General features: G+C 37.8%; 17 protein-coding genes and 1 pseudogene. 7 read left to right on the top strand and 11 right to left on the bottom strand.

The annotated features are described in order from the left end of the window. Positions 1–74: 74 nt before the first annotated feature. Positions 75–281: pseudogene (locus tag AAEZ18_RS15295) on the bottom strand (HupE/UreJ family protein); the annotation flags it as partial. Positions 282–590: 309 nt separating this feature from the next. On the opposite strand from AAEZ18_RS15295, the gene AAEZ18_RS15290 reads away from it, so the two are divergent. Continuing rightward, a complete protein-coding gene (locus AAEZ18_RS15290) occupies positions 591–2,219 on the top strand; it encodes a diacylglycerol kinase family protein (protein WP_197182287.1) in 1,629 nt (542 codons plus the stop codon). A gap of 42 nt (positions 2,220–2,261) precedes the next feature. Here AAEZ18_RS15290 and AAEZ18_RS15285 read toward each other — a convergent pair whose 3' ends face one another. Then, positions 2,262–2,570, bottom strand: a complete 309-nt coding sequence (locus AAEZ18_RS15285) for a VF530 family protein (protein WP_011329963.1) — start codon at positions 2,568–2,570, stop codon at positions 2,262–2,264. Between the two features lie 54 nt (positions 2,571–2,624). After that, positions 2,625–2,927, bottom strand: coding sequence for a YnjH family protein (locus AAEZ18_RS15280; RefSeq protein WP_011329964.1), 303 nt, complete (start codon positions 2,925–2,927; stop codon positions 2,625–2,627). 206 nt (positions 2,928–3,133) lie between these two features. Between AAEZ18_RS15280 and AAEZ18_RS15275 the strand changes: the two genes are divergently transcribed. Continuing rightward, a complete protein-coding gene (locus AAEZ18_RS15275) occupies positions 3,134–3,367 on the top strand; it encodes a TIGR02647 family protein (protein WP_350594998.1) in 234 nt (77 codons plus the stop codon). 35 nt (positions 3,368–3,402) lie between these two features. Here the strand turns inward: AAEZ18_RS15275 and maiA are convergent, their stop codons facing one another. Together maiA and hmgA are read right to left on the bottom strand one after the other, a co-directional pair. Continuing rightward, complete coding sequence (gene maiA / locus AAEZ18_RS15270) at positions 3,403–4,035, bottom strand: maleylacetoacetate isomerase (RefSeq protein WP_350594996.1); 633 nt, start codon at positions 4,033–4,035, stop codon at positions 3,403–3,405. 6 nt (positions 4,036–4,041) lie between these two features. Continuing rightward, positions 4,042–5,343 carry a homogentisate 1,2-dioxygenase gene (gene hmgA / locus AAEZ18_RS15265; protein ID WP_350594994.1) on the bottom strand — a complete coding sequence of 434 codons (1,302 nt, stop codon included), beginning with the start codon at positions 5,341–5,343 and terminating at the stop codon, positions 4,042–4,044. 166 nt (positions 5,344–5,509) lie between these two features. On the opposite strand from hmgA, the gene AAEZ18_RS15260 reads away from it, so the two are divergent. After that, positions 5,510–5,941, top strand: a complete 432-nt coding sequence (locus AAEZ18_RS15260; RefSeq protein WP_197182288.1) for a MarR family winged helix-turn-helix transcriptional regulator — start codon at positions 5,510–5,512, stop codon at positions 5,939–5,941. 55 nt (positions 5,942–5,996) lie between these two features. On the opposite strand, the gene AAEZ18_RS15255 is transcribed toward AAEZ18_RS15260, so the two are convergent. The 3 genes from AAEZ18_RS15255 to AAEZ18_RS15245 form a co-directional block, all read right to left on the bottom strand. Further along, positions 5,997–9,110 (bottom strand): TonB-dependent receptor, encoded by a 3,114-nt coding sequence (locus AAEZ18_RS15255; RefSeq protein ID WP_350594993.1) that lies wholly within the window; start codon positions 9,108–9,110, stop codon positions 5,997–5,999. Positions 9,111–9,431: 321 nt separating this feature from the next. Next, a complete protein-coding gene (locus tag AAEZ18_RS15250) occupies positions 9,432–12,638 on the bottom strand; it encodes a TonB-dependent receptor (RefSeq protein ID WP_350594992.1) in 3,207 nt (1,068 codons plus the stop codon). Positions 12,639–12,666: 28 nt separating this feature from the next. Next, on the bottom strand, positions 12,667–13,533 hold the full coding sequence (locus AAEZ18_RS15245; protein ID WP_086995714.1) for a S1/P1 nuclease: 867 nt from the start codon (positions 13,531–13,533) through the stop codon (positions 12,667–12,669). 212 nt (positions 13,534–13,745) lie between these two features. Between AAEZ18_RS15245 and AAEZ18_RS15240 the strand changes: the two genes are divergently transcribed. Beyond that, a complete protein-coding gene (locus AAEZ18_RS15240; RefSeq protein ID WP_350594990.1) occupies positions 13,746–14,636 on the top strand; it encodes a PhnD/SsuA/transferrin family substrate-binding protein in 891 nt (296 codons plus the stop codon). Continuing rightward, positions 14,633–15,580, top strand: coding sequence for a hypothetical protein (locus AAEZ18_RS15235; RefSeq protein WP_350594989.1), 948 nt, complete (start codon positions 14,633–14,635; stop codon positions 15,578–15,580). The genes AAEZ18_RS15240 and AAEZ18_RS15235 overlap by 4 nt, the downstream gene beginning before the upstream one ends. 32 nt (positions 15,581–15,612) lie before the next feature. On the opposite strand, the gene ushA is transcribed toward AAEZ18_RS15235, so the two are convergent. Both ushA and AAEZ18_RS15225 read right to left on the bottom strand, forming a co-directional pair. Next, a complete protein-coding gene (gene ushA / locus AAEZ18_RS15230; protein WP_011329974.1) occupies positions 15,613–17,229 on the bottom strand; it encodes a bifunctional UDP-sugar hydrolase/5'-nucleotidase UshA in 1,617 nt (538 codons plus the stop codon). Positions 17,230–17,311: 82 nt separating this feature from the next. Continuing rightward, entirely contained in the window at positions 17,312–17,491 is a 180-nt protein-coding gene (locus tag AAEZ18_RS15225; protein WP_041454917.1) for a hypothetical protein, read from the bottom strand. 248 nt (positions 17,492–17,739) lie between these two features. Between AAEZ18_RS15225 and AAEZ18_RS15220 the strand changes: the two genes are divergently transcribed. After that, on the top strand, positions 17,740–18,480 hold the full coding sequence (locus AAEZ18_RS15220) for a peptidylprolyl isomerase (protein WP_086995723.1): 741 nt from the start codon (positions 17,740–17,742) through the stop codon (positions 18,478–18,480). Positions 18,481–18,551: 71 nt separating this feature from the next. Here AAEZ18_RS15220 and AAEZ18_RS15215 read toward each other — a convergent pair whose 3' ends face one another. Then, positions 18,552–18,971, bottom strand: a complete 420-nt coding sequence (locus AAEZ18_RS15215) for an MAPEG family protein (RefSeq protein WP_086995727.1) — start codon at positions 18,969–18,971, stop codon at positions 18,552–18,554. A gap of 176 nt (positions 18,972–19,147) precedes the next feature. On the opposite strand from AAEZ18_RS15215, the gene AAEZ18_RS15210 reads away from it, so the two are divergent. Beyond that, entirely contained in the window at positions 19,148–22,030 is a 2,883-nt protein-coding gene (locus tag AAEZ18_RS15210; RefSeq protein WP_086995730.1) for an insulinase family protein, read from the top strand. The last annotated feature ends 77 nt before the right edge of the window (positions 22,031–22,107 follow it).

Genomic DNA, 22,107 nt, shown 5'->3' with positions numbered 1-22,107 from the left:
ACCAGCCTAAAAAGGTAGCTTAGGCTTTCTTTTTGAAACTCCTTCAAAACGCGCAGCGTTTAGTGGGAGTTGTTCATCCCTAAGTTAAATGCCACAATACTCAATAGCTGATAATCGCTCGACAGCCCCAACTCACCCAATACACTGGCAAACCCCATGTCGTGCAATAAACCAAATGCAAATGTTACCCAGCCTAAGCGCAATACCAGTGGCCATACATTATTAAGTGCAGCAAAAAGTACTGACAGGGCAATACCTAGCTCTACCCAGCGGCTATTAGGGTATGTGTTTGATAGGGTGCGTTATGGCAAGTTTTTATAAATGCTTCTACAATCCAGCCTAATACAAGTAAACAAAGTGTATTGCTGTTACTTTATACCAGTGTGAACAATTAGCCTACTATAGTGTAAAAACAGCAACGTTTTATAAGTGGACTAAAAAAGGCTTAATAAATAAAAATTAAAGTGTTAATTATCAATAATATAATTAATCAGGGATAAGTGAATGCTGGCGTAAAATTTGCTTTTACAATATTAAGGCATGATTAATAAATATAACAACAACGAGCATATATTATAAAAGGAGAACACATGTGGGCTGCAATTAGTTACTTACTATTGGCATTAATACTCATATTTATTGGCTGGGAAGTTAACTCAATTTACTTTTCAATTGTATTTTATTGGAGTGCGTTGTCACTACTTTTAGTGGGGGGCGCTTATATATTCGATATAGCAAAAGTGTTTAGAAAACGCGAAAACGGCGTTATCCCTTTTTATATTCGCTGGGCGTTTATTCCTTTTTTATTTGGCGCACAATTATACAATGCGTGGGCTCGTAAGCACGATAAAGTGCCGCCTATTCAAAAGATTAATGAACATTTGTTTTTGGCATGTCGATTATTTCCCTCTGACATAGATACACTAAAAGAAAACGGTATTACCGCAATACTTGATGTAACGTGCGAGTTTGACGGTTTAGAGTGGAGCTCTACGCAAGAAAACATTAATTATTTAAACATTCCGGTACTCGATCATAGCGTTCCTACGCATTCGCAGTTAAACCAAGCAATTAATTGGATCCATCATCATGTACAAAAAGATCGCCGTGTGGTGGTGCATTGTGCTTTAGGGCGCGGGCGCTCTGTGTTTGTAATGGCGGCCTACTTGCTTAGCCAAAATAAAGATGCCGATGTGCATCAAATACTGGCACAAATAAAAGAAACCCGCGAGACAGCTAATCTTAATAAACGTCAATTACATCACTTAGCTAAGCGCCATAAAAAAGGTGAGTTAGTGATTAAAAACAAAGCATTTTTGATTGCAAATCCAGTGTCGGGAACAAAAATGTGGCAAGACAAACAACACCTAATTATTGCTAGTTTATCGGCTTATTACGACTTAACCGTATTAACAACCTCAAAAGAAGTTAACGGCGTAGCGCTTGCTAAACAGGCAATAAAAGAGCAGCCAGATATTATTATTGCTTGTGGTGGTGACGGCACAGTGACAGAAGTGGCCAGTGTATTAGTGCACACTAAATGCAGGTTGGGTATTATTCCGCTGGGCACGGCTAACGCATTAGCGCATGTGTTAATGGGCATAAAATCAAAATTTATTCCTGTTGAACAAGCCTGTGATTTAATTATTGATGGGCAAACAAGTTTAATCGACACAGCTTATTGTAACGACGAGCTAATGTTACTACTGGCAGGAATTGGCTTTGAACACTCCATGATTGAAAAAGCCGACCGTGAAGCTAAAAACAAATCTGGGCAACTGGCCTATTTAAATGGTTTTTTACAAGCTTTTGGTGAACAAAAAGCACAAGTATTAACAATAAAGCTTGATGATAACGAACCAACGCAAGTAAGTACCAATAGTTTTATTGTTGCTAATGCCGCACCCTTTACTACTTTGCTAGCTCAAGGTGGCGGGCAGCCCGATCATAGTGACGGGCTTCTTGATGTGAATTGGTTAATACCCAATAAAGAAAATGGAACTACAGTACTGAGTATTGCCGAGCTTATGTTTAGCAGCATTACACAAACACATTTAGCTATTAATTCGCATCATACAAATGCTAAAAGAGTGGAAGTAAGTGCAGAGCAAGAGATTAAATACGTAGTAGATGGAGAGGTGAAAACTTCTAACAAATTAGTTATTACAATCTCACCTGGATCATTAAACGTTATTTGCAAAGAACAGCTAGATAAATAATACACGGCTATAAAACGGCGTTATTACACGCCGTTTTATTATTTATTTTTTGATCGAAGGCCAAACAAAGCCCGATGTATCAGGTGCTCTATCGGAAGTGGGCCTTGGTGCACTTTTAGGTCTACGAATTGGCTTGTTATTTATGGTATGAATATAAAGTGCTTCTACTTTATCTCGTGCCCATGGGGTTTTACGCAAAAATTTTAAGCTCGATTTAATGCTTGGTGCATCAGTAAAGCATTTAATTTTAACCTGTTCACCCAAAGTTCTCCAGCCAAGTCGCTGCTCTAACTCAACAAGTATTTGTTCTAACGTTACCCCATGTAAAGGGTTTTTAGGTTGATTATCCATAGCTACACTACTTATTTAAACTGCGCATAGTGTAACTTAATTCACTCGTAGAGGCTAATTCACTGTAATTGTAGCGGGCTTAGTAGGGTAAATAGCATTGCCTTGTTTGTCGAGTTTAAGCCAAATTAGTTGACTGTTGTTATGTTGTACAAATTTAGCCCCGCAAATAAGCGTAAATGAGTGTATTTGTATTAACGCTCCTTCGCTGTAGCGTTTATTGTCGTACCAACAACTTGTGTCGGTATTAACAAATTGATTAGCATCAATAACAGAGTGGGTTTTAATTGTATTGGCATGGCTGAGTAGCGAATAGCTTAAGCAGCTAATATAAAAACATAAGATTAATAAATGGCGCATTGTAGTCTCAAATTGTCGCGGGTTTAAAAATAATACACTAAGCTAAAAAACATGCTAGGGTAAGGTATACACAAACACCATAAAAATGCGTAATTGGGTATTTTATAGCACCTTAACATTAGACAGCTGCTTATAAAAAAGGCGCTTTCTTGACTTGGGTATATTTATATTTAGTAAAACACAGAACAATAAATAGGTGAAAATATATGCAATTTAACCAAACAATGATCGATGAATTTACACTATTAGCTAAATTTCCGCGTGAAAGTAAAATGCAAGGAATTAAACTTCATTCAGACGCAGAGCCTAGCTTATTAAGCGCCGCACAACGTTTATTTGATAAAGGAATTATAGATAGCCCAGATGGCGGTTATTTAACTGATCTGGGCTTAGATTTAATTGACCATGTAACTGTGGTGCACAGTGCCTTACAAGGCTAATTTTCTGGGTTAATTACCTAGGCTAATTATTTAGACTAGGTTGCATCAGGTTGATTTTGTGGTGCGGCATCAATAAATGCATCGAGCTTATTACAACGCTCATAAATGGCTGCTATTTTAGGATATGCGGCCATATTTACATTAAAACGAATAGCATTAAATACCTGCGGTACTAAGCACACATCGGCAAGGCTTGGTTGCTCACCCACACAAAAAGCGTTATTACTATCAAGTAGATGCTCTACTTTTTCAAACCCTACTTCTACCCAGTGGCGATACCAAGTGTTTTTAGCCTCATCGTCTACCCCTAGTTCGTTACTTAAATACTTGAGTACGCGTAAATTATCTAACGGATGAATGTCGCAGGCTATGGCGTAACTTAAATTACGGATTTGTGCTTTTTGCCACGCGTTACCAAATAATAATGGCGTTGTGTTTGGATGGCTATCTTCAAGATACTCTAAAATAGCCAGAGATTGCCCAAGCACACCGTCAGCTGTTTCAAGTGCTGGGAGTAAACCTTGTGGATTTTTATCTAAGTAGGCTGCACCTAATTGTTCAGACTTTAGTAAATTAACACCAACCAATTCGTGATCAATGTTTTTTAAGTTAAGCGCAATACGCACCCGGTATGCGGCAGATGAGCGAAAATAACTATAAAGTTTCATGGTTTATTATCCTTGTGATCCAGTAAATTGCTTTTTAATTGTGCGCCAGCAATCAGTGTAGTTAGTTTGGCGCTCTTTGCCCTCAAGAGCGTATTTAGTTGGGGATATGATATAACGTGATTCAAACATAAATGCCAGCGTATTATCATAACGTTGTGGCTCAAGCTGGGCATTAGAGGCTTTGTCGAACACGTCGGCTTCAGGTCCATGTGGCGACATACAATTGTGTAGACTCATACCCCCGGGAACAAAGCCATGCTCTTTAGCATCGTAAACGCCTTCTATTAAGCCCATAAATTCACTCATTATATTGCGATGAAAGTAAGGAGGGCGAAAGGTGTTTTCGGCCACCATCCAGCGTGGAGGAAAAATAGCAAAATCAATATTAGCCACGCCTTCAGTACCTGATGGCGATGTAAGTACGGTAAAAATAGAAGGATCTGGGTGATCAAAGCTCACTGTATTCATTACATTAAAACGTGCTAAGTCATATTTATACGGCGCACTGTTACCGGTCCACGCAACTACATCTAGAGGCGAGTGGCCGATATCACAACGAAACATGTTGCCGTTAAATTTAGCCACTAATTCAAACTTACCTTCTATATCTTCAAAAGCAGCAACTGGGTATTGAAAGTCACGATCGTTGGCAAAACCGTTAGAGCCGACCGGGCCACGCTCAGCTAATTCATACTGATGGCCATAGTTTTCACAAATATAACCGCGCGCAGTCGCTGTTAATAGTTGTACCTGAAACTTTATACCACGGGGAATAACCGCTATTTCGCCCGCTTTTATGGTTAAATTACCACACTCAGTTTTGAGCAATAATTCACCTTGCTGCGGTACAAACAACATTTCGCCATCGGCATTATAAAAATAACGTCCGTCCATCGATTTATTAGCAACATAAACATGAATAGCAATACCGGTTTGGCCATTTGCACTACCATTAGCGGCCATAGTAATTAAGCCATCAATAAAATCAGTTGGTTGCTGCGGAATATCGATAGGGTTCCAGCGCAGCATAGTTGGTGGAGTTACTACTTCGGTAATAGGCGCAGTGCGAATTAAGCCATTATCCATTGCGATATAATCGCCTTGAATAACAGAGGGGCGAATACGGTATAGCCAACTACGACGGTTTTGTGCACGCGGCGCAGTAAACGCGGTTGTACTAAATTGCTCTGCATATAAATCGTACTTTACTTTTTGCGGACTAAATTGTCCGATAGGCAATGCACCAGGCAAAGCTTCGGTTTCAAACTCATTACCAAAACCAGTCATGTATTTTAATTCGGTAGCCATTAGCAACTCCTGTGAGAGTGGGGTAGTTTAATCTTGTTATTATTTAAGTTAAGATACTCTCAAGTGAGACTAATTTCAAATTGCGTAAGTTAATTCACTGTAAATAATAATGAACAGTCATTTCCAGTTGAATTAAAACGCAGGCCCAACAAGTGATGCCACAACGATGAAGATCAATTTAGATACGTTTTTACCTTATCAATTAACCAATATAGCTACGCTTGTGAGTAACGATTTTGCCAAAGTGTATAAACGTGAATTTGGCTTAAATATTCCGCAGTGGCGCATACTCGCTAACTTAGCGCAATATGGGCAAAGCACAGCTAAACAATTATGCACGCAAGCTGATATGGATAAATCAACGGTATCAAGAGCGGTAAAAGCTTTAATAACTAAAGGTTTTATTTGCAGCAAAGTGAATGAGCAAGATAAACGTGCTGCATTTTTAATGCTATCTGATGAAGGCGAGGTATTGTATAAAAAAATCACCCCAGAGGCACTTGCATGGGAAGCGCAGCTCCTAAATACACTCAGTGACGATGAGCGTCAGCAAATGATGAGCATTTTTGAAAAATTAAAACATCAGTTACAGCCATAAAAAAAGCCCATCATAAGATGGGCTCTAAACTAAATAAAATTATTACCTAATTTTATTAGAAAGTGTAACGAACACCTACGCGCATTTCCCAAAGAGAAGCATCACGTTGCACGGTTGTATTGGCATTATTAGGATTGAAATCCGAATAAATATAACGACCTTGAGCGTCAATATCGGTTTTAATCATACGAGAACCAACAAATGGACCTTTCTTAAGAACACCCCAATCATCATTTAACATATTAGTTAAGTTATCGATAACAAAGAATGCTTCACCTTTGTGGCCATCCATAAATCCAGGGATTTCTTGGGTTAGCTTAAAGTTGAACTTAACGAACCAATCTGCATTTTGAGCATTACGCCCAGCAATTTCACCACGTTTAAGACCTTGTGATGCTATAAACTCATTAAACTCAGTGATTTCAGCAGCGCTCATATTGTAAATAACATTAGGATCGTTTTCTAATGGTACGTATAAAAGCTGGCGAGAACGATTTGAGTTTGCATCGCCAAATGCGCCATCACTTCCATTAAATGTAAAGCTGTATGGTAAGCCTTTATATGCTTCACCGAATAGGTTGAAGCGCGTGTTATAGCCATTGAAAAATTCATGGGTATAACCAAGGTTTAAAGTAAAGCGGTGTGGTATTTCATAATCAGACGATGCAACCCCAGGGTTACCAGGGTTAGCAGTTGCGACATTACCATAGTTAGAATCAGCAACAGAGCTGGTCATCGGGTTTACATCATCAGAATCAGTATAAGCATAAGAAAATTGAACTTTAATACCATTATCATAAGCTTTACTAATAGCTGCAGAAATAACAGATGATTGACCACTGCTTCCATCTACATTAGTTAGTAGTAAGTCGCCATCACGTCCTTCAATTGATTCGTATAATGGGCGGCCGTCAAAACTCACATCACCAGATGGACGAAGTGCGATATCTCTTAAAATAGCGGCATTACGCTTTTTGGTATAAAGGTAATCAAGTGCAATAACATATTCATCTTCAGTAGTATAAGTTGCACCAAGTGAGTACTTCCACTCAGATGGAATATCAAAACCAGGATCAACAGCTTTTACCGATGCATCACCAGAACCAGGCACTACACCAGCCACACCATCAAATAATTCTTGTGGAACTTCAAAACCAGGCTTACCACCATTCACATTAGGTGTGTTAAATAAGTCCACATTATTCATGCGAAGGCCAATATTTGTAATACCGTCATTTGAATACGAGTTAGATAACCATACATTTGGGTTACCGCCTGAGAATAAACCCATGCCCGCACGCACTTCTAGTGCATCGGTGGCGTACCATTCAAAACCAACACGTGGTTGAATTAAATCAATGCCATCAAAAGTTGACTGGTTACTAAATCCATAACGGTCAGTAAAGTTTTGGTTCAATGTAGGTTTGTCATCACTGCTGTAGCTGTCGTAGCGTAAGCCAAAGGTTAGTGACGCATCAATATTTGAGAAGCTATACTCATCTTGAACATAAAAGGTATTTTGTGAATAAGAAAAGTTAGCAGCGGCATCTGCAGGGTTATTAGTACCAGCGGCATTGTTATAATACACGCGCGAAGCTAAACCATTTTCAAAATCATCAATAGATGCAAAACGCCATTCACCTTCAGTCTGCTGAACAAACTGATTGAAGACTTCTAGCTCTTCATATTCAAAACCAGCAGTAATGGTATGCTGATCTAAGTAATATGTACCTGCTATTTTAGCTGTAATAGTATCGTAGTTTAAGTCATTTGATTGACGAGAGTCATCAGGTCCAAGGTAGACAGTGCCACCGTCAGTTGCTTCAATTTGGAATTCGCCAAAACTACTTGCAGCATCTAGAGAGTTTACACGTGCATCGAGTTCAGATTTGCCAAGGCGAACTTCAGTTGAAAAACTATCATTCCAATCTGAATATAATGAACCTACGATTGAGGTGAATTCAGCGCCTTGTTCAAAAAAATGGCTATCTAAAGATAAGCGAGTAGAGCCAGTATCTGACTGAGATAATGTGTAACCATCATTATAATTATAAACTAAGTTTGCACGATGAGAGTCGTTAATGTTCCAGTCTAACTTTATTAATATTTTTTCATCTTCAACTGGTGAACTTGCAGGCATACCACCGGCATCATAACCATATACAGTTTGAGATATTTGTTGAATACGTTCTAAATCAGCACTAGATACACTTGAACCTAAAGGATCGTAATTAAACTGTGCAACACCTTCAAGCTTTTCGTATGAGGTGAATAAGAATAAGGTATCTTCAATTAATGGCAAACCAACGTTAAAGCCATAACGCTTTTCGCTGAAGTCTCCGTTATCAACTTTTTCACCTTCAATTTTATCGCCTTTCATTGAATCGTTAGTGTAATCGTAGAATACGGCACCATGAATATCGTTGCCGCCAGACTTAGTTACCGCATTAATGTTACACGAGGTAAAACCACCGTATTGCACATTGAAAGGGGCTAATTCAACGGCTACTTGCTCAATTGAGTCAAACGAAAACGGAGCGCGAATAGTTGGGTAGCCATTAGAGCTTAAGCCGAAGTTGTCGTTCATACGAACACCGTCAAGCGTTAAACTGTTAAAACGAGGGTTACCACCGCCACAGTTAATTGAACCACGACTGTCATCAACAGCAACGCGTGGGTCAATACGAATAATATCTTTTAAATCACGGTTAATTGCAGGTTGGTTTTCAAGATCATTAAGTGTGAATGTTGAAGCTGGCCCTGTACCACCAGACATAGTGCTGATAGCACGACCTGTTACTACAATTTGTTCAATATTTGATTGCGGCGCAAGTGTTACATTTACAGGGTAATCACTGCCTATATTCAAAATAATATTATTAAATGTTTGGTCAGCATAAACATCTGAATCAACAACAACTTTATATGGGCCGCCAACGCGAAGGCCTTTTGCAGTAAAATAACCAGCGGCATTTACTTCGGTAGATTTAACTGAGCCAGAAGGAACATGTAAAATTGTTACTTTAGTTCCTTGTGCAGGGTTGCCATTTGGACCCATTATCTGACCTTTAATTGCAGACGTTGTTTCGTTGGCGATTGCAGCACCACTTACGCCTACACAGGCTGCAATAGCGAGTGATAGAGCTGTTTTACGAAGTTGAGTTTTCATTTTGTTTTCCCATGTAGTTTATTAAACTTTTTATATTTATAAAGTATTTGCACTAAACAAACGAACCAAATTCATGCAGTACTAAATCTATACATATTATACATTAGTTTATGTTTACAAATAAGCTACAAGTGTAATGTTTTTTTAATGTTTATAGATTAATGCTACGGATTATTAATGTTAATAATGAAATGTTCGTGTTGTAAAAGAGAGTAGATACTATTTATGACAGATAGATGAAAAAAGGGAGTTTAAATGAAAAAACCCATTACAAAGTTGTAATGGGTTTAACTAATATAAAACGTAATACTTTATTAGGTATTAAAACTTATAGCTCACACCAATTTTAGCTTGCCATGCAGATGATGACGTAGAAATTTGGCTATAATTGCGTACATCAGCACCGTTATTACGATTGTTGATAATGTATCGGCCTTCATCATCTATTCCAGCTAGGTCATATACAGCTTGATCAGAGTAACCTAAACGCTTTTCAACACCCCAGTCTCTATTAAGTAAGTTAGCAAAGTTATCAATCATAAAGTAAACCTCACCTTTATGGCCTTCAGCAAAACCTGGGATCTCTTGTTTAACACTAATATCCATAGTAGTAACCCAAGGTTGAGTTCCTGTATTACGGTTTAGAATTTGGCCACGCTCAGAAATACCAGCACGGTTAAGTAGCGTTTCAAGTTCGCTCCACGACAAACCAGATTCATCCCAGTTTACATTTGCATCATCAGCACCCGTTGGGATGTATGCAAGGTAAGCCGAGTTTGAATAAAAGTCACGTGTATCGCCTAAATCGTCTTTTTCATAAAGACCCATTGTATAGCTAAATGGGCGGCCAGAGCGACGCTCAAAGTACATGTTAAACTTGGTTTGGTAGCCAGAAAAAAGCTCAGTATTATAGCTCACATTAACCTTAAAGCTATGCTCCACTTCGTAAGCACCACGCTGTGCTAAATCAACATTACGGCTTTGTGTTATTGTATTTTTATAATTACTTTGTGCTTGTGATGATGAACCACCTGAAGCTTCTGTAATATCTTGATGTGCATAACTGGTAGATATGTATAGGCCGTTATCCCATTCTTTAGCAAGAGCGGTAGAGAAGATTACCGAGCGCCCATCTTCAGCTGAGTTGGTCATTGCTATATCAAAGTTATCTTTTAAGTCACCTTCGTAGATACCTTCATAAATAATACGATCGCCATCAGCGGTTGTTTCAACAGGCTTGATTGCAGTGTTATGCCATACAGCCTCATTTTCTTTTTTATGGTAAGCAATTTCTGCTTGCCATTTAAAGCCATTACCTAAAAGTTCAGAATCAAATTCATAATCAAAACCAACTTGAGCACGAATACTTGAAGGTAATTTAAAGTTAGGATCAATATAGTTAGTGCTACCCGCACCTTGTACTAATGAACCTTTTATTTCGTCTGGAACTTGAGTGAAATCGACGTTATTATTTGCATAGTAACCATCAATTACGCTTTGTGGTGCGTCAACAAAAGTAAGACCGTCTTTTTGGAATGAGTTGTTATACCAAACGTTAGGAATACCGCCTTGGAAACGACCTACGCCACCATTGATAGTAAGAGCCTCTGTTGCATAATATTTGAAACCAACACGAGGTAAAATAATATCTACACCATCAAGGTTTTCTTGGTTAGTAAAACCATAGGTTTCTAAAAACTTTTCATTCAATGTTGGTTTATCGTCAGATGCCAAACGCTCATAACGTACACCTGCAGTTACTTCTAAATCATCAGTAGCATAAAACGTATCTTCTACGTAAAGAGCAAACTGACTGCGCGTTGCATCGTAAGCAGTATCTGCTGAGTTGTTGGTATAGGCATTACTGTAAGTAAAGTCATGTTTACCTTTGTAATTACCTACTTCGCGGTTTTCGAAACCAGCAAAGTTATCAAACTCCCATGAGCCTAAAGAGTTGGCTGCAAATAAATTATATAAATTTAAAGATTCATACTTAGCACCAAACTTAATTTGATGTTCGTCTAATAAGTATGTGCCATCAAAAGTTAGTGTTAAATTTTCAGTCGCTGCTTTATTGGCATGACGGTATTCATCAGTACCAAACTGATAAGCTGGTCCACGGAAATATTCTTCAACTTTAACACTACCAATTTTAGAATTAGTGATGCTGTCAGATGTTACATCTTTATAAGCAATACCAATTTCAGTAGAGAAGTCTTCATTCCAATCTGAGTAAAGCTTGGTAGCAAAGTTGTTGAATTTAGTCGCGTAAGTGTAACGATTTGAAGCAAGTGAAACGGTACTGCCACCAGTACCAAAATTACGCTCGTCTTTATCGTCTTGCCATTGGTATGTAAAGTCTAAACGATGGTCATCGTTGATGTTCCAGCTTAACTTAACCAATAATGACTCATTGGTGTCTTTAGGGTCGCCACCAAGAGAATCTTGCATACCGTACACGTTATCTAATATAGATAAAAACTGATCAAAGCTTTCTTTAGTTACATCGTATTCATTAGCAGCACCAGAGCCTTCAAAACCATAGTCTAAATCTAACTCGCTCTTCCATGCATTGTAGTTTACAAAGTAAAAAAGCTTATCCTCTAGTATTGGTCCGCCAAAGTTAAAGCCGTAACGCGCTTCTGTTTGGATTGGCTTTACTTGTTCAGTAACAAATGTTCTGTGGCCATCTTCATCTAAAGCTGGTCTGCCATTTGCGTATACTTGTGAAATACTGTCTACATCACCCGCCATATCTGGGGTTGATGTTTCGTAAAAACCAGAGAACTTAAACTCGTTAGTACCTGACTTTGTTACTGCATTTATAGTACCGCCACCAAAGTTACCTTTAGCTGCTGAAAAAGGAGATACGTCTACAGAAATTTGTTCAATTGCATCAAGTGCAACAGGTGGTTGCGAAGTAGGGTAACCGCCGAAGCTCAAGCCAAAATCGTCGTTTTGACCAATACCATCAACAGTTAAGCTATTACTACGTGGATTATTACCAGCAAAGGTTAGCTCTCCATTACCGTTAATATTTGCAAGAGGATTTAAGCGAGCAATATCTTTAATATCGCGGTTAAAACTTGGCATGTTTTGAATTGTATCTTCGCCAAAAGAGCTGCTAGAACCACCTGATTGTTGTACTATTTTATAGCCAGAAACTTCAATTTTTTCCATGTTTAATGGTCTAAGCTGAGAGTTTAAGCGATAAGTATCACCTAATTCTAGGTAGATGTTTTCAAGCGTAGTGTCGTTAAAAGTATCAGAGTCGATTATTACTGTATATGGACCCCCAACACGTAAACCATTAGCTATAAAAGTACCACTTGAATTGGTTGTAAGTTCACTTACAGTTCCAGTAGGACCATGAATAACTTTAATTTTTACATTTGCAGCACTTTCACCAGATGGAGTAGTGATTTTACCGCGCATTGCAGATGACGTGTCAGCAGCCATAGCACTTGCAGAAACACCAAGAGCTAAAATAATTGCTCCGGTTAATTTCGAAAGGCGAAGTTTATTCATTATGTTGTTTTCCCGTATTAAAAGTTACTTAGTTAGTTGTTTTTTCGCTAGTTTGCATCTTAAGTGCACTGACTAACGGTGTTGCTGATTCATCAAATAAACTATTTAATAAACCGGCGAGTCTTATTCCGCCTTGTTGCAGCCGAGTTTTAATTATTGGCATATGGTCGAAAATGTAGCTGTAGCTAATATTTGTTTCATTTTTATTATAAATTGATTCTGCTAAGTTGTTTGATTCTACTAACCAACTTGTAGGGGTACTGGTTAGGTACTCGCTAATTAAAGTTTGATTATTAGTATTGATAAAGTCAGAAAATTCAGTATATGAGAGGTTTTCGCCTTCAATTAACTTACTGTCCCACAAACTGTGTAGGTTGGTTTCTTGACCAAAGTGCTTCACTTTAATATTGTTACCACCACGGTCATCTGCACGCCCAGCATGAAAAGGCTGATGGCTGTCGCCTACCAGGTGTACTAAAAAGCGTAAGCTAAACTGCTTAGCATCTAATGAACTTTGCTCGTCTTGAAGTACTTTAATTGAGTAATGAATACCTTCAAGAATGTTGGTAACAGATTCTTTGTTTTTTGTATGAGAATGATTGAGTGAAATAGGTTTGTTTGCAGATGTATTAATATAATGCCAGCGTGATGATTTTCTTTGCCAAAACTCACCAGGAGCAGAGCGCATTTCATCAGGCCAAGTAGAAACTTGTGCTAAAGATTCATTATTTAATAACGGCAAAAGTTTTGTTTTTGTTGTTTCACTAAGGTGAGACTCTGCAATTTTAGCTATGATCCTGTGTCCATTTTGACCCCATGCATGAGCATTAGTACAAACAAGTACAGCGCTGACGACCAGCGTTGCTTTAACTGAGGACATTAAGTTGTTACGCATTTGGTTTCCTTCAAATTATTATAGGGTCAAAATCACTAATCCGGTCAATTGTCCTTGTTTATTTGGAGGATAGGAAGGCGTTAAGAATATTCATATTAACTTGTAGGTAAATTAATTAAATCAGATGCTTATAGTTAATAGGTAAAATTACTTATTGCAATAAGTAATTAAAATTGTTCAAATAGGCTAATAATAATATTAGGATGTTTTGTTTGAACATTAAATGCGTCATTTACAATAAAATGCTGTTAATTGTATTTTTATATTTGTTAATTATTTTGGTGTGGGTGTGTGGTCAACTAAGTGTTGATAGCAGTGAGTTACGCTTTGTAAAATTAATAGAAACATCAATTGAATGCCAAACATCTGCAATTAAAAATGAAAACCAGTTAATCATTTTTGCACCATCAAAAAAAATAGCAGGTACATTAGCACATAGCTTATGTACAGATGAGGTGGTAGCTAAGCAGTACGGGGCGGTTGTAAGTTACTGGCGCTATAACACGACGGAAAGCTTTGAATTTGTAGGAAAAGGCATTGCAGATCTTATTTTAACTAAAAACAATATTATGGAAGCATTTAAAGCCGAGACTACCTATAACTACCAGCCTGTAGTTGGGTTTTCTGATTACACTGCATTTTTTATTTCGGCTAAAGAAAAACCTAAAATAACAAAAGAGTACTTTTTGGGGAAGCGTATTGGATTATTAGATTACCCAACCAGTCGCTCAGGGCATATATTGCCCAAGCAAGTATTTAAAGAGTTGGATATTAACCTCGAAAACTTAAATATTATTTATGCTAGCTCTCACGATGCCTTACGTGATTTATTGGCTAACGGAAAAGTAGATATTATAGCTTCGTTTTGGCAAGAAAGTGATGCAAAACGCTTTTCAAAAAACTATATTACACCGCTAAAAAATAATATTGCAGGCACGCGTTGGTATTTAAAAATGCCACATAATAATACCGATTTATTGTGCTCGGTACAGGCGCATTTATTAGCCATGTCGCAAGAGCAATCTCTTCATTACTATAAAGGTGCGCAGTCATTTTGGCAGTGTGATAATGACGTTGTAACTTATAAGCGAGATGAAATATGAGTAAGCAGTTATTTTCATTTATTACGCTATTCATTTTTTTATTACTTTGTAGCGTATTTTATTACTCAGTAAGCTATAAACAACAGCAAGTGCAAAAGCTTAATATAGCCACGATAGAAAAACAGGTAGCGTTGGATTTACCTTTACTCGAGCTATCTAATGAACTGCTTAAGTACTCCAGTAATATAGATAATATAAATAGTTATTTAGAGCAGTTAAATTCGCAACTAATCGGCACTAATTTATTATTGTTAAATATTGTCGCTGAAAAAAAGCTATCAACCACATTAACCGGAGCGCAGTTTTTTACGCGTTTAACGACCAGTATTGGCCCTGTTTTTTTAGTTTTTGATATAAAACCACAGCCATGGCCGTGGCGTTATATTTATTATTATGTCGCTATTTTTATGTTAAGTGCTTTTGTTAGCCACTGGCTGAAAACGGTTATTACAATAGAGCAAAAAAGTAAGCAGTTAGCTACGCTGCAGCCTGAACCTGTTGAGGAAAGTAAATCACCCGTGTTAGTTATTAATCTAAATACTAAAACGGTGTCAGTTAATATTAATCCGCAATACCAAGTATGTTTAGCAAATAAACCACTTAGCTTTTATTTAGCGCTTATTGAATTTTGTAACAGTAATAGCGATGTTGTGCTCAGCCATAATAAAGATGTACCTTATGAGCTAATTGAATTAGCTAATAAATATTTTTATCGATTAGTAGAGCTGGGACACACGATCCGCAAGCGCCCTAACTTTAATAATAGCCTTGAAAAAACATTGAGCGAAATACGCGCGGCGTTAGATGAAGTGTTGAGTGAATACCCGCAACAAAAAGAAATTTTTTATCCGCCTAAGGCATTTGGAGAGGGTTCTCGTTCGCGGCTACACAGTTACGGGTTAGTTAATATTGCTAAAGGCGATGTAGAAATAGTAGGCAAGTAATATACTCGTTCCTACTATCTCCAAAATATAGATTATTTAGGGGCAAACTGGGCCGCATCTATCGGGCTGTGCTCTGCAAAAAAACGCTTTAATGCGTTAGAGTCTGTTTCATCAGTAACTACAAAACCTTTTGCTGTGGTTAGTGCAGGGTAGCCATCACCACCTGAGGCGTTAAAGTTATTAATGCTCATACGGTAAGTTTTACTTTTATCTAATGCTTGCCCATTTATTAATACCTTTACTAAGGTGTTGTTTTTATGCTCAAACGATAATTTGTGGTACTGCATGTAAGCGCCTGAATCAGGCGGGAAACGCGTTACAACTTCTAAATATTGCCATAAATCTTCTCCTGCAATATCGATATAAGCCACTCGATTTTGAAACGGTTGGGCTTTTAAAATATCTTTATAACTTACTTCGCCTGCAGCAATACTGTCGCGTACACCGCCGCCACTCATAATGCCAAAGTCAGCATCGGTACTGTTCATTTGCGCTTGAATAATCACGCGAGCTAAATTTGTTTGTTGGTAGCGTACTTTATTGCGATCGCCCTCAAGTCTGGCATTTACATAACCAATTTTACCTTCAATTTGTTTAGCGCCTTTTTCCTGATACTCGGCTAAAAATGCGTTTAACTGTGGATTAGGCGTAATGTACTCGTTAGCTAATACACTAGAAGTTGTGCCATCCGCGTGTTGTTTATCAACATATAAATTAACGGGTAGCAGTTTATAATTTAAGAGGGTTAGCTGGCCATTTTCAAGTTTAAATTCGGCTTTACCAACATATTTACCCCATTCGTGGGCTTGCATTATCCAAGTGCCATTTTGTTGATCGGGCGTGCAGGCTAGGCCGGGTTTAAAGTTATCGTCATTTACGTTTTTAGCCGCCATACATACAGGCTCTTGAGAGTGACCACCGATAATCATATCTAAGGTGTTAGTTGGCAGTGAGCGCGCAAGTGTTACATCTCCAGGCGCATTAATTGCGTGGCTGGCATCCACATAATGCCCCATATGAGTGAGCGCAATAGTAATGTCGGGGTTATATTGTGCTTTAATTTTTTGTGCTAATTGTGCCGTGATTTCGATTGGATCTTTAAACTCTAATTGGCGAATATATTCGGGATTACCTATTTTGGCTGTATCAGTGGTGGTTAAACCTATAACAGCAATACTCAGCCCATTTTTATTAAATACTTTATAGCTATCAAATACATTTTTACCGGTCGATTTTTCAAATATATTTGCCGATAAAAAAGGAAAGTTAGCCCATTGCTGTTGCTTTTTAAGCACGCTCATCGGGTTATCAAATTCATGATTTCCAAGGGCCATCGCATCATAACCAATTAACGACATGCCTTTAAAGTCAGGCTCAGCGTATTGTAAATCTGACTCTGGAATGCCGGTATTTATATCGCCACCAGAAAGCAGCAGTACTGCATGTCCCTGCGCGATTGCTTTATTGCGTAGCGAGTCAATCAGGGTTTTACGGGCAGCCATGCCATACTCACCTTTTTCATTGTGCCAAAAGCGACCATGATTATCGTTAGTATGCAGTACGGTTAAATATTGTGGGGTGGGGCTAGTGAGTGTAGTACTACACCCAAGTACACTAAAAGCAATGACAAACAAAAAAATTATGCGCATAAAACACCTATTGATTAAAAGCACTTACGTTTATTGGCGCATAGTTTAACTAGTTTGCTACAAAAACACACTTTTACATTCTTTAATCACACTTTAATTTTTTAGTGGCAGCTAACTCTCTGCGTTTTAGCTCTTCGCTGGCATATCTGGCTTTTTGATGATTAATACCTACCATCCAGATTAAAAAACTAGCAGGTAAGCGTGTGTAGGGCTCTCCCTTATGTAAACCAAAATCACAAATTTGGTTGTTTTTTTCTGACATTACAATCCTCCATTTACGAATTTGCAGAGGAATAATAACAAAAATAAAACAATTTATAAGTGCATTTTCATTAAACAGCGTTTTTACAAGGATAAGTTCAGTAGGAAGGTGATGAAATGTAATTAAGTTGTAACCGACTTGGTTTGAATTGTATCAGGGGCTATTTTGCAGTCGATTTTTAGTCTTACTCGCATTACTCTAAGAATCACTAAACTTTACACTAAATAAAATAATAATAGGGAAAAACGATGAAAAAGCTTTTATTAGCCTCGTTACTTAGCGCAGTAAGCTTTGCCAGTTCAGCAACCATTGTAGAAGTAAGTACCAGCCAAGGTGTTATTAAAATTAATTTATTTGATCAAAAAACACCAAAAACTGTAGAAAACTTTATGAGTTATTTAGATGATGCAGCGTATAACCAAACAGTGATTCATCGCTCAGTCAAAGATTTCATAATCCAAGGTGGCGGTTTTACCTACTCAGATGATTTTGATCGAATTACAACCAAGCCAGCAGTCATTAACGAACCTATTTACTCTAATGTTAAAGGCACGATTGCCATGGCTAAACTAGGTGGAAACCCAAACAGTGCAACTAGCCAGTGGTTTTTTAACTTAAAAGATAATAGTGCCAACTTGGATGTGCAAAACAGTGGTTTTACTGTGTTTGGACAGATTACGGATGATAGCCAAGCGACTTTAGATAAAATAGCTGCTTTAGTACATTGTGATGAAATACCGGTAGTTGGTATCACTACAGAGCAGTGCTTAAAAAGTGATGTAACCATTAGTAATGCTAATTTAGTGACTATTCAAAGCGTATTAGTTATAGATGACGATCCTAATTCAGCGCAAAACCTTACACCGGCTAAAAACACATTAATTAGCCAAGTAGTGCCACCTTCGCAAAAAGAAGATTCAAGCGGTAGTATGGCTTGGTTACTAGGGGCTTTATTATTAGTGTTACCACGTTTAAAACGCGCTAAATAACAAATGCTCAAAATAAAGAAACCCCGCTATGGGTGTTAAATAGCGGGGTTTTTAGTTGTTTAATGTAAGAGTTAAAACAGTAATACCCGCCAAATTATTACCAGCCATAACGCAAATACACTGCCACAGCCTATTAAGAATAGATTAAAGCGTATTCTTATTTTATTACTGCCTAAGTGAACAACGCTATGTAAAATACGCGAAATCACAAACAGCCAAGCTAAAACAGCCACCAGAATGCTTGCACTATTGAGTTGCATTGCAAGTAAGCACCCAGCATAAAACAACACGGGTATTTCAAATTGATTGGTAAAGTTTCTATCAGCAACACGCACATTGTCACCTGCATTATCTAAACGCATAGTGGCAAAGTCGGTTAAATTTATGTGTTTATTTTTAGCTGCGGCAAAACGTCTTTTACCCATAATAATCATTACAATGAGTGAGAGTAAAACTTGGGCGAACATAGCTAAAATGATCAACTTTTCCATGGTTTTTCCTTATTATTATTTGAATTAGTTGCAGTATGCAGGTGTTTTTCACAATGTGTTACACAATTAACGGATAAATTGTGGCAAAACATTAATCTAAAATGTTAATTTAGGCTGTAAATAGCTTTTTAAATAAGCGTAGATCGCAGTTGCGACATACTTTTAATGGAAATAAAATGAAAAAAATTATTGGCTTTAGTGCCATTGCACTTGCTGTACTAAGCGGTTGTTCAAATACATCATCTGTATCTCAAGCACCTCAAACTGTTTTATTATCAGACTCGCTGGTTGTAAGCCCTAATGATAATCGCGAATATAAAACGCTTAAATTAGCTAACGACATTGAAGTTATTTTAGTATCAGACCCCAGTGCTGAAAAATCAGCCGCGGCATTAAGTGTTGGAGTGGGTTTATTACATGACCCAATGAGCCAACAAGGCATGGCCCATTATTTAGAGCATATGCTGTTTTTAGGCACAGAGCGCTACCCAGATACTAAAGGGTACTCTGACTTTATGACCAAAAATGGTGGCGCACACAACGCCTATACTTGGCTCGATATTACCAACTATATGTTTAAAATTAACAACGATGCGTTTGATGAAGGGTTAGACCGTTTTGCTGACTTTTTTAAAGCCCCTAAGTTATACCCTGAATACACAGACAAAGAAAAAAATGCAGTAAATGCAGAGTGGTCAATGCGCCGCGAAATGGACTTTTTTGGGCAGTTTAAACTAGCGCGTAAAATGATGGGTGAACACCCAGCTAACCGTTTTTTAATTGGCAACCTAGAAACCTTAGGTGACAAAGAAGGCAGCTCATTACACAAAGAAACAGTTGATTTTTATAATAAATACTACTCTTCAAATATTATGAAAGTAGCGCTTATCTCTAATTTGCCAATTGCGGCAATGGAGCAAAAAGCACAAAAATACTTTGCTGATATTAAAAATAAAAACATCGAAAAACCAACAGTAACCGCCAAGCTTAACTTTGATAATGCCGGTGGTAAGCGCGTGTTCTATGCCCCTAATGAAGATGTAAAACAGCTACAACTTGATTTTACCATTAGCAATAACAATAACGAATTTGCACTCAAGCCTAATCGCTTTGTGGCCTACTTATTAAGTAATGAAATGCCTGGCAGTCCAGCGCAAATATTACGTGATAAGGGGTGGGTATCGCAATTGTCAGCATCGGCAGTGCCAACCCACTATGGCAACTACGGGTCGTTAAACGTTAACGTAGAGCTTACAGATACAGGCATGCAAAATCGTGAAACGATAGTGGCGACTATAATGCAGTATATTGAATTGATTAAAAAAGAGGGCGTTGATAGTAAATACTTTAACGAAATTCGTACCTCGTTAAATAATCAATTTAAGTTTTTAGAAAAAGGCGATGAGTTTAACTACGTAAGTACATTGACTCAAAGCATGCAAGATTATCCATTAAATCATGCCATTAATGCGCCTTATTATTACGCTAAGTTTGATGCAGACTCAGTAAATAAAGTGCTTAAACAATTAAATGCCGACACTTTACGCATTTGGTATGTATCGCAGCAAGAAGAAACCGACTCACAGCTACACTTTTACGACGGTAAATACCGCATTAGTGACATAAGCGAGCAGGAAGTTGCAAGCTGGAACAAAAAAAGCCAGTTTAATTTAGCGCTCCCTAGCGTAAATAACTTACTGCCAGAAAATTTTGCTATTAAAACCCAAACATTTAAACAGCAAAAATCCCCAGAGCTTGCTTATGATAAAAATGGCGTGAAAATATGGCGTCAGGCAAGTCAAAAATTTGCCGAGCAACCAAAGGGACTTGTTGAAGTTTATATAAATACTCAGCCGGGGCTAAACGATGTAAAAGCGGAGGTTTTATACTCTGTTTGGGCCGATCTGTACAACATACAGCAAAGCCAACTAAGCACTGAGGCTGCTATTGCAGGTATGAGCGTAAACCTTGCACCAAGTAATGGTTTAGTTTTGTCTATGAGTGGCTTTACAGATAAGCAAAATGTACTGCTTAAACAAGCATTAAGTGGGTTAAACAGTGATATTAGTGGGCAAGCATTTAACCAAGCTGTAGATCGTTTTAAACGTAATTTACTTAACCAGCAAAAACAATTTCCTTACGCGCAAGCATTTGCTGAATATACAAAATTAAGCCGTACCGGTAGCTTTGATACTGATACTTTAATTAGCACAGCCAACACTTTAACTTTAGCTGATTTTAATGCTTTAAAACAAAACACCTTTGCTAATAACGATTTACGCGTATTTAGTTATGGTAACTATAACCAGCAAGACATAGCAGCAATAGCATCCGAGCTGAGTGCTATTTTGCCAAGTAACTATAAACACACTGAGTTTGCGCGCAGTAAAGCATGGTTACCACAACCAGGTGAAACCATAGTGTTACAAAAAGATATAGATGTAGCCGATGTAGCTTTGGTTGATATGACAGTTCATCCAACACCGGGTTACAAACAAAAAGCACAAGCTGCCGTGCTACAAGGGCATTTTAGAACCATTGCATTTGATAAAATGCGTACCGAGGAGCAACTTGCGTATGCCGTTGGTGCGTTAGCTCGCCCCATAGAGGATTACTCAGCGATTGGTTTGTTTATTCAAACACCAGTAAAAGGGCCAAAAGAAATACAAACGCGTTTTGATCTGTTTAAAAAAGAGTATGCAGTTGAGCTCGACAACATGAGTGAGGAGACGTTTGCACAGCTTAAAAATGCCACGTTAGTATCGCTTAAAGAGCAACCTAAAAACTTAAGTGACGAAATGAGCCCACTATTAAATGATTGGTATCGTGAAAACTTTAATTTTGATTCAAAGCAACAGCTAATAAATGAAGTTGAGAAAGTAACGCTTAGCGATATTAAAGACTATTACCAACAAACAATGCTTAACCCTAATGCGGCACGTTTAAATGTGCAATTACGCGGGACTAAGTTTATAGAAAGTGACTTCGCCGATTTACCAAATCAAACAAAAATCACCACGCTAGATGCCTATTACAATGGTATTAAACTACAAAAATAAGCTTTATTTTTACAGCTAAAAATAAACCCCAATGTATTGCTACATTGGGGTTTTTATTTATTTCAGTTAATTTAAGC

It is taken from the genome of Pseudoalteromonas sp. 19-MNA-CIBAN-0066 (genome assembly GCF_040308705.1).
In the GTDB taxonomy this organism is placed as follows: domain Bacteria; phylum Pseudomonadota; class Gammaproteobacteria; order Enterobacterales; family Alteromonadaceae; genus Pseudoalteromonas; species Pseudoalteromonas nigrifaciens.
This window is presented reverse-complemented; position numbering and strand designations above follow the sequence as displayed.

What these genes read in the sequence shown, in the direction of transcription:
- AAEZ18_RS15290 (WP_197182287.1), top strand. Translation starts at nt 591, where the DNA reads ATGTGGGCTGCAATTAGTTACTTACTATTGGCATTAATACTCATATTT.
- AAEZ18_RS15285 (WP_011329963.1), bottom strand. Translation starts at nt 2,570, where the DNA reads ATGGATAATCAACCTAAAAACCCTTTACATGGGGTAACGTTAGAACAA.
- AAEZ18_RS15280 (WP_011329964.1), bottom strand. Translation starts at nt 2,927, where the DNA reads ATGCGCCATTTATTAATCTTATGTTTTTATATTAGCTGCTTAAGCTAT.
- AAEZ18_RS15275 (WP_350594998.1), top strand. Translation starts at nt 3,134, where the DNA reads ATGCAATTTAACCAAACAATGATCGATGAATTTACACTATTAGCTAAA.
- maiA (WP_350594996.1), bottom strand. Translation starts at nt 4,035, where the DNA reads ATGAAACTTTATAGTTATTTTCGCTCATCTGCCGCATACCGGGTGCGT.
- hmgA (WP_350594994.1), bottom strand. Translation starts at nt 5,343, where the DNA reads ATGGCTACCGAATTAAAATACATGACTGGTTTTGGTAATGAGTTTGAA.
- AAEZ18_RS15260 (WP_197182288.1), top strand. Translation starts at nt 5,510, where the DNA reads ATGAAGATCAATTTAGATACGTTTTTACCTTATCAATTAACCAATATA.
- AAEZ18_RS15255 (WP_350594993.1), bottom strand. Translation starts at nt 9,110, where the DNA reads ATGAAAACTCAACTTCGTAAAACAGCTCTATCACTCGCTATTGCAGCC.
- AAEZ18_RS15250 (WP_350594992.1), bottom strand. Translation starts at nt 12,638, where the DNA reads ATGAATAAACTTCGCCTTTCGAAATTAACCGGAGCAATTATTTTAGCT.
- AAEZ18_RS15245 (WP_086995714.1), bottom strand. Translation starts at nt 13,533, where the DNA reads ATGCGTAACAACTTAATGTCCTCAGTTAAAGCAACGCTGGTCGTCAGC.
- AAEZ18_RS15235 (WP_350594989.1), top strand. Translation starts at nt 14,633, where the DNA reads ATGAGTAAGCAGTTATTTTCATTTATTACGCTATTCATTTTTTTATTA.
- ushA (WP_011329974.1), bottom strand. Translation starts at nt 17,229, where the DNA reads ATGCGCATAATTTTTTTGTTTGTCATTGCTTTTAGTGTACTTGGGTGT.
- AAEZ18_RS15225 (WP_041454917.1), bottom strand. Translation starts at nt 17,491, where the DNA reads ATGTCAGAAAAAAACAACCAAATTTGTGATTTTGGTTTACATAAGGGA.
- AAEZ18_RS15220 (WP_086995723.1), top strand. Translation starts at nt 17,740, where the DNA reads ATGAAAAAGCTTTTATTAGCCTCGTTACTTAGCGCAGTAAGCTTTGCC.
- AAEZ18_RS15215 (WP_086995727.1), bottom strand. Translation starts at nt 18,971, where the DNA reads ATGGAAAAGTTGATCATTTTAGCTATGTTCGCCCAAGTTTTACTCTCA.
- AAEZ18_RS15210 (WP_086995730.1), top strand. Translation starts at nt 19,148, where the DNA reads ATGAAAAAAATTATTGGCTTTAGTGCCATTGCACTTGCTGTACTAAGC.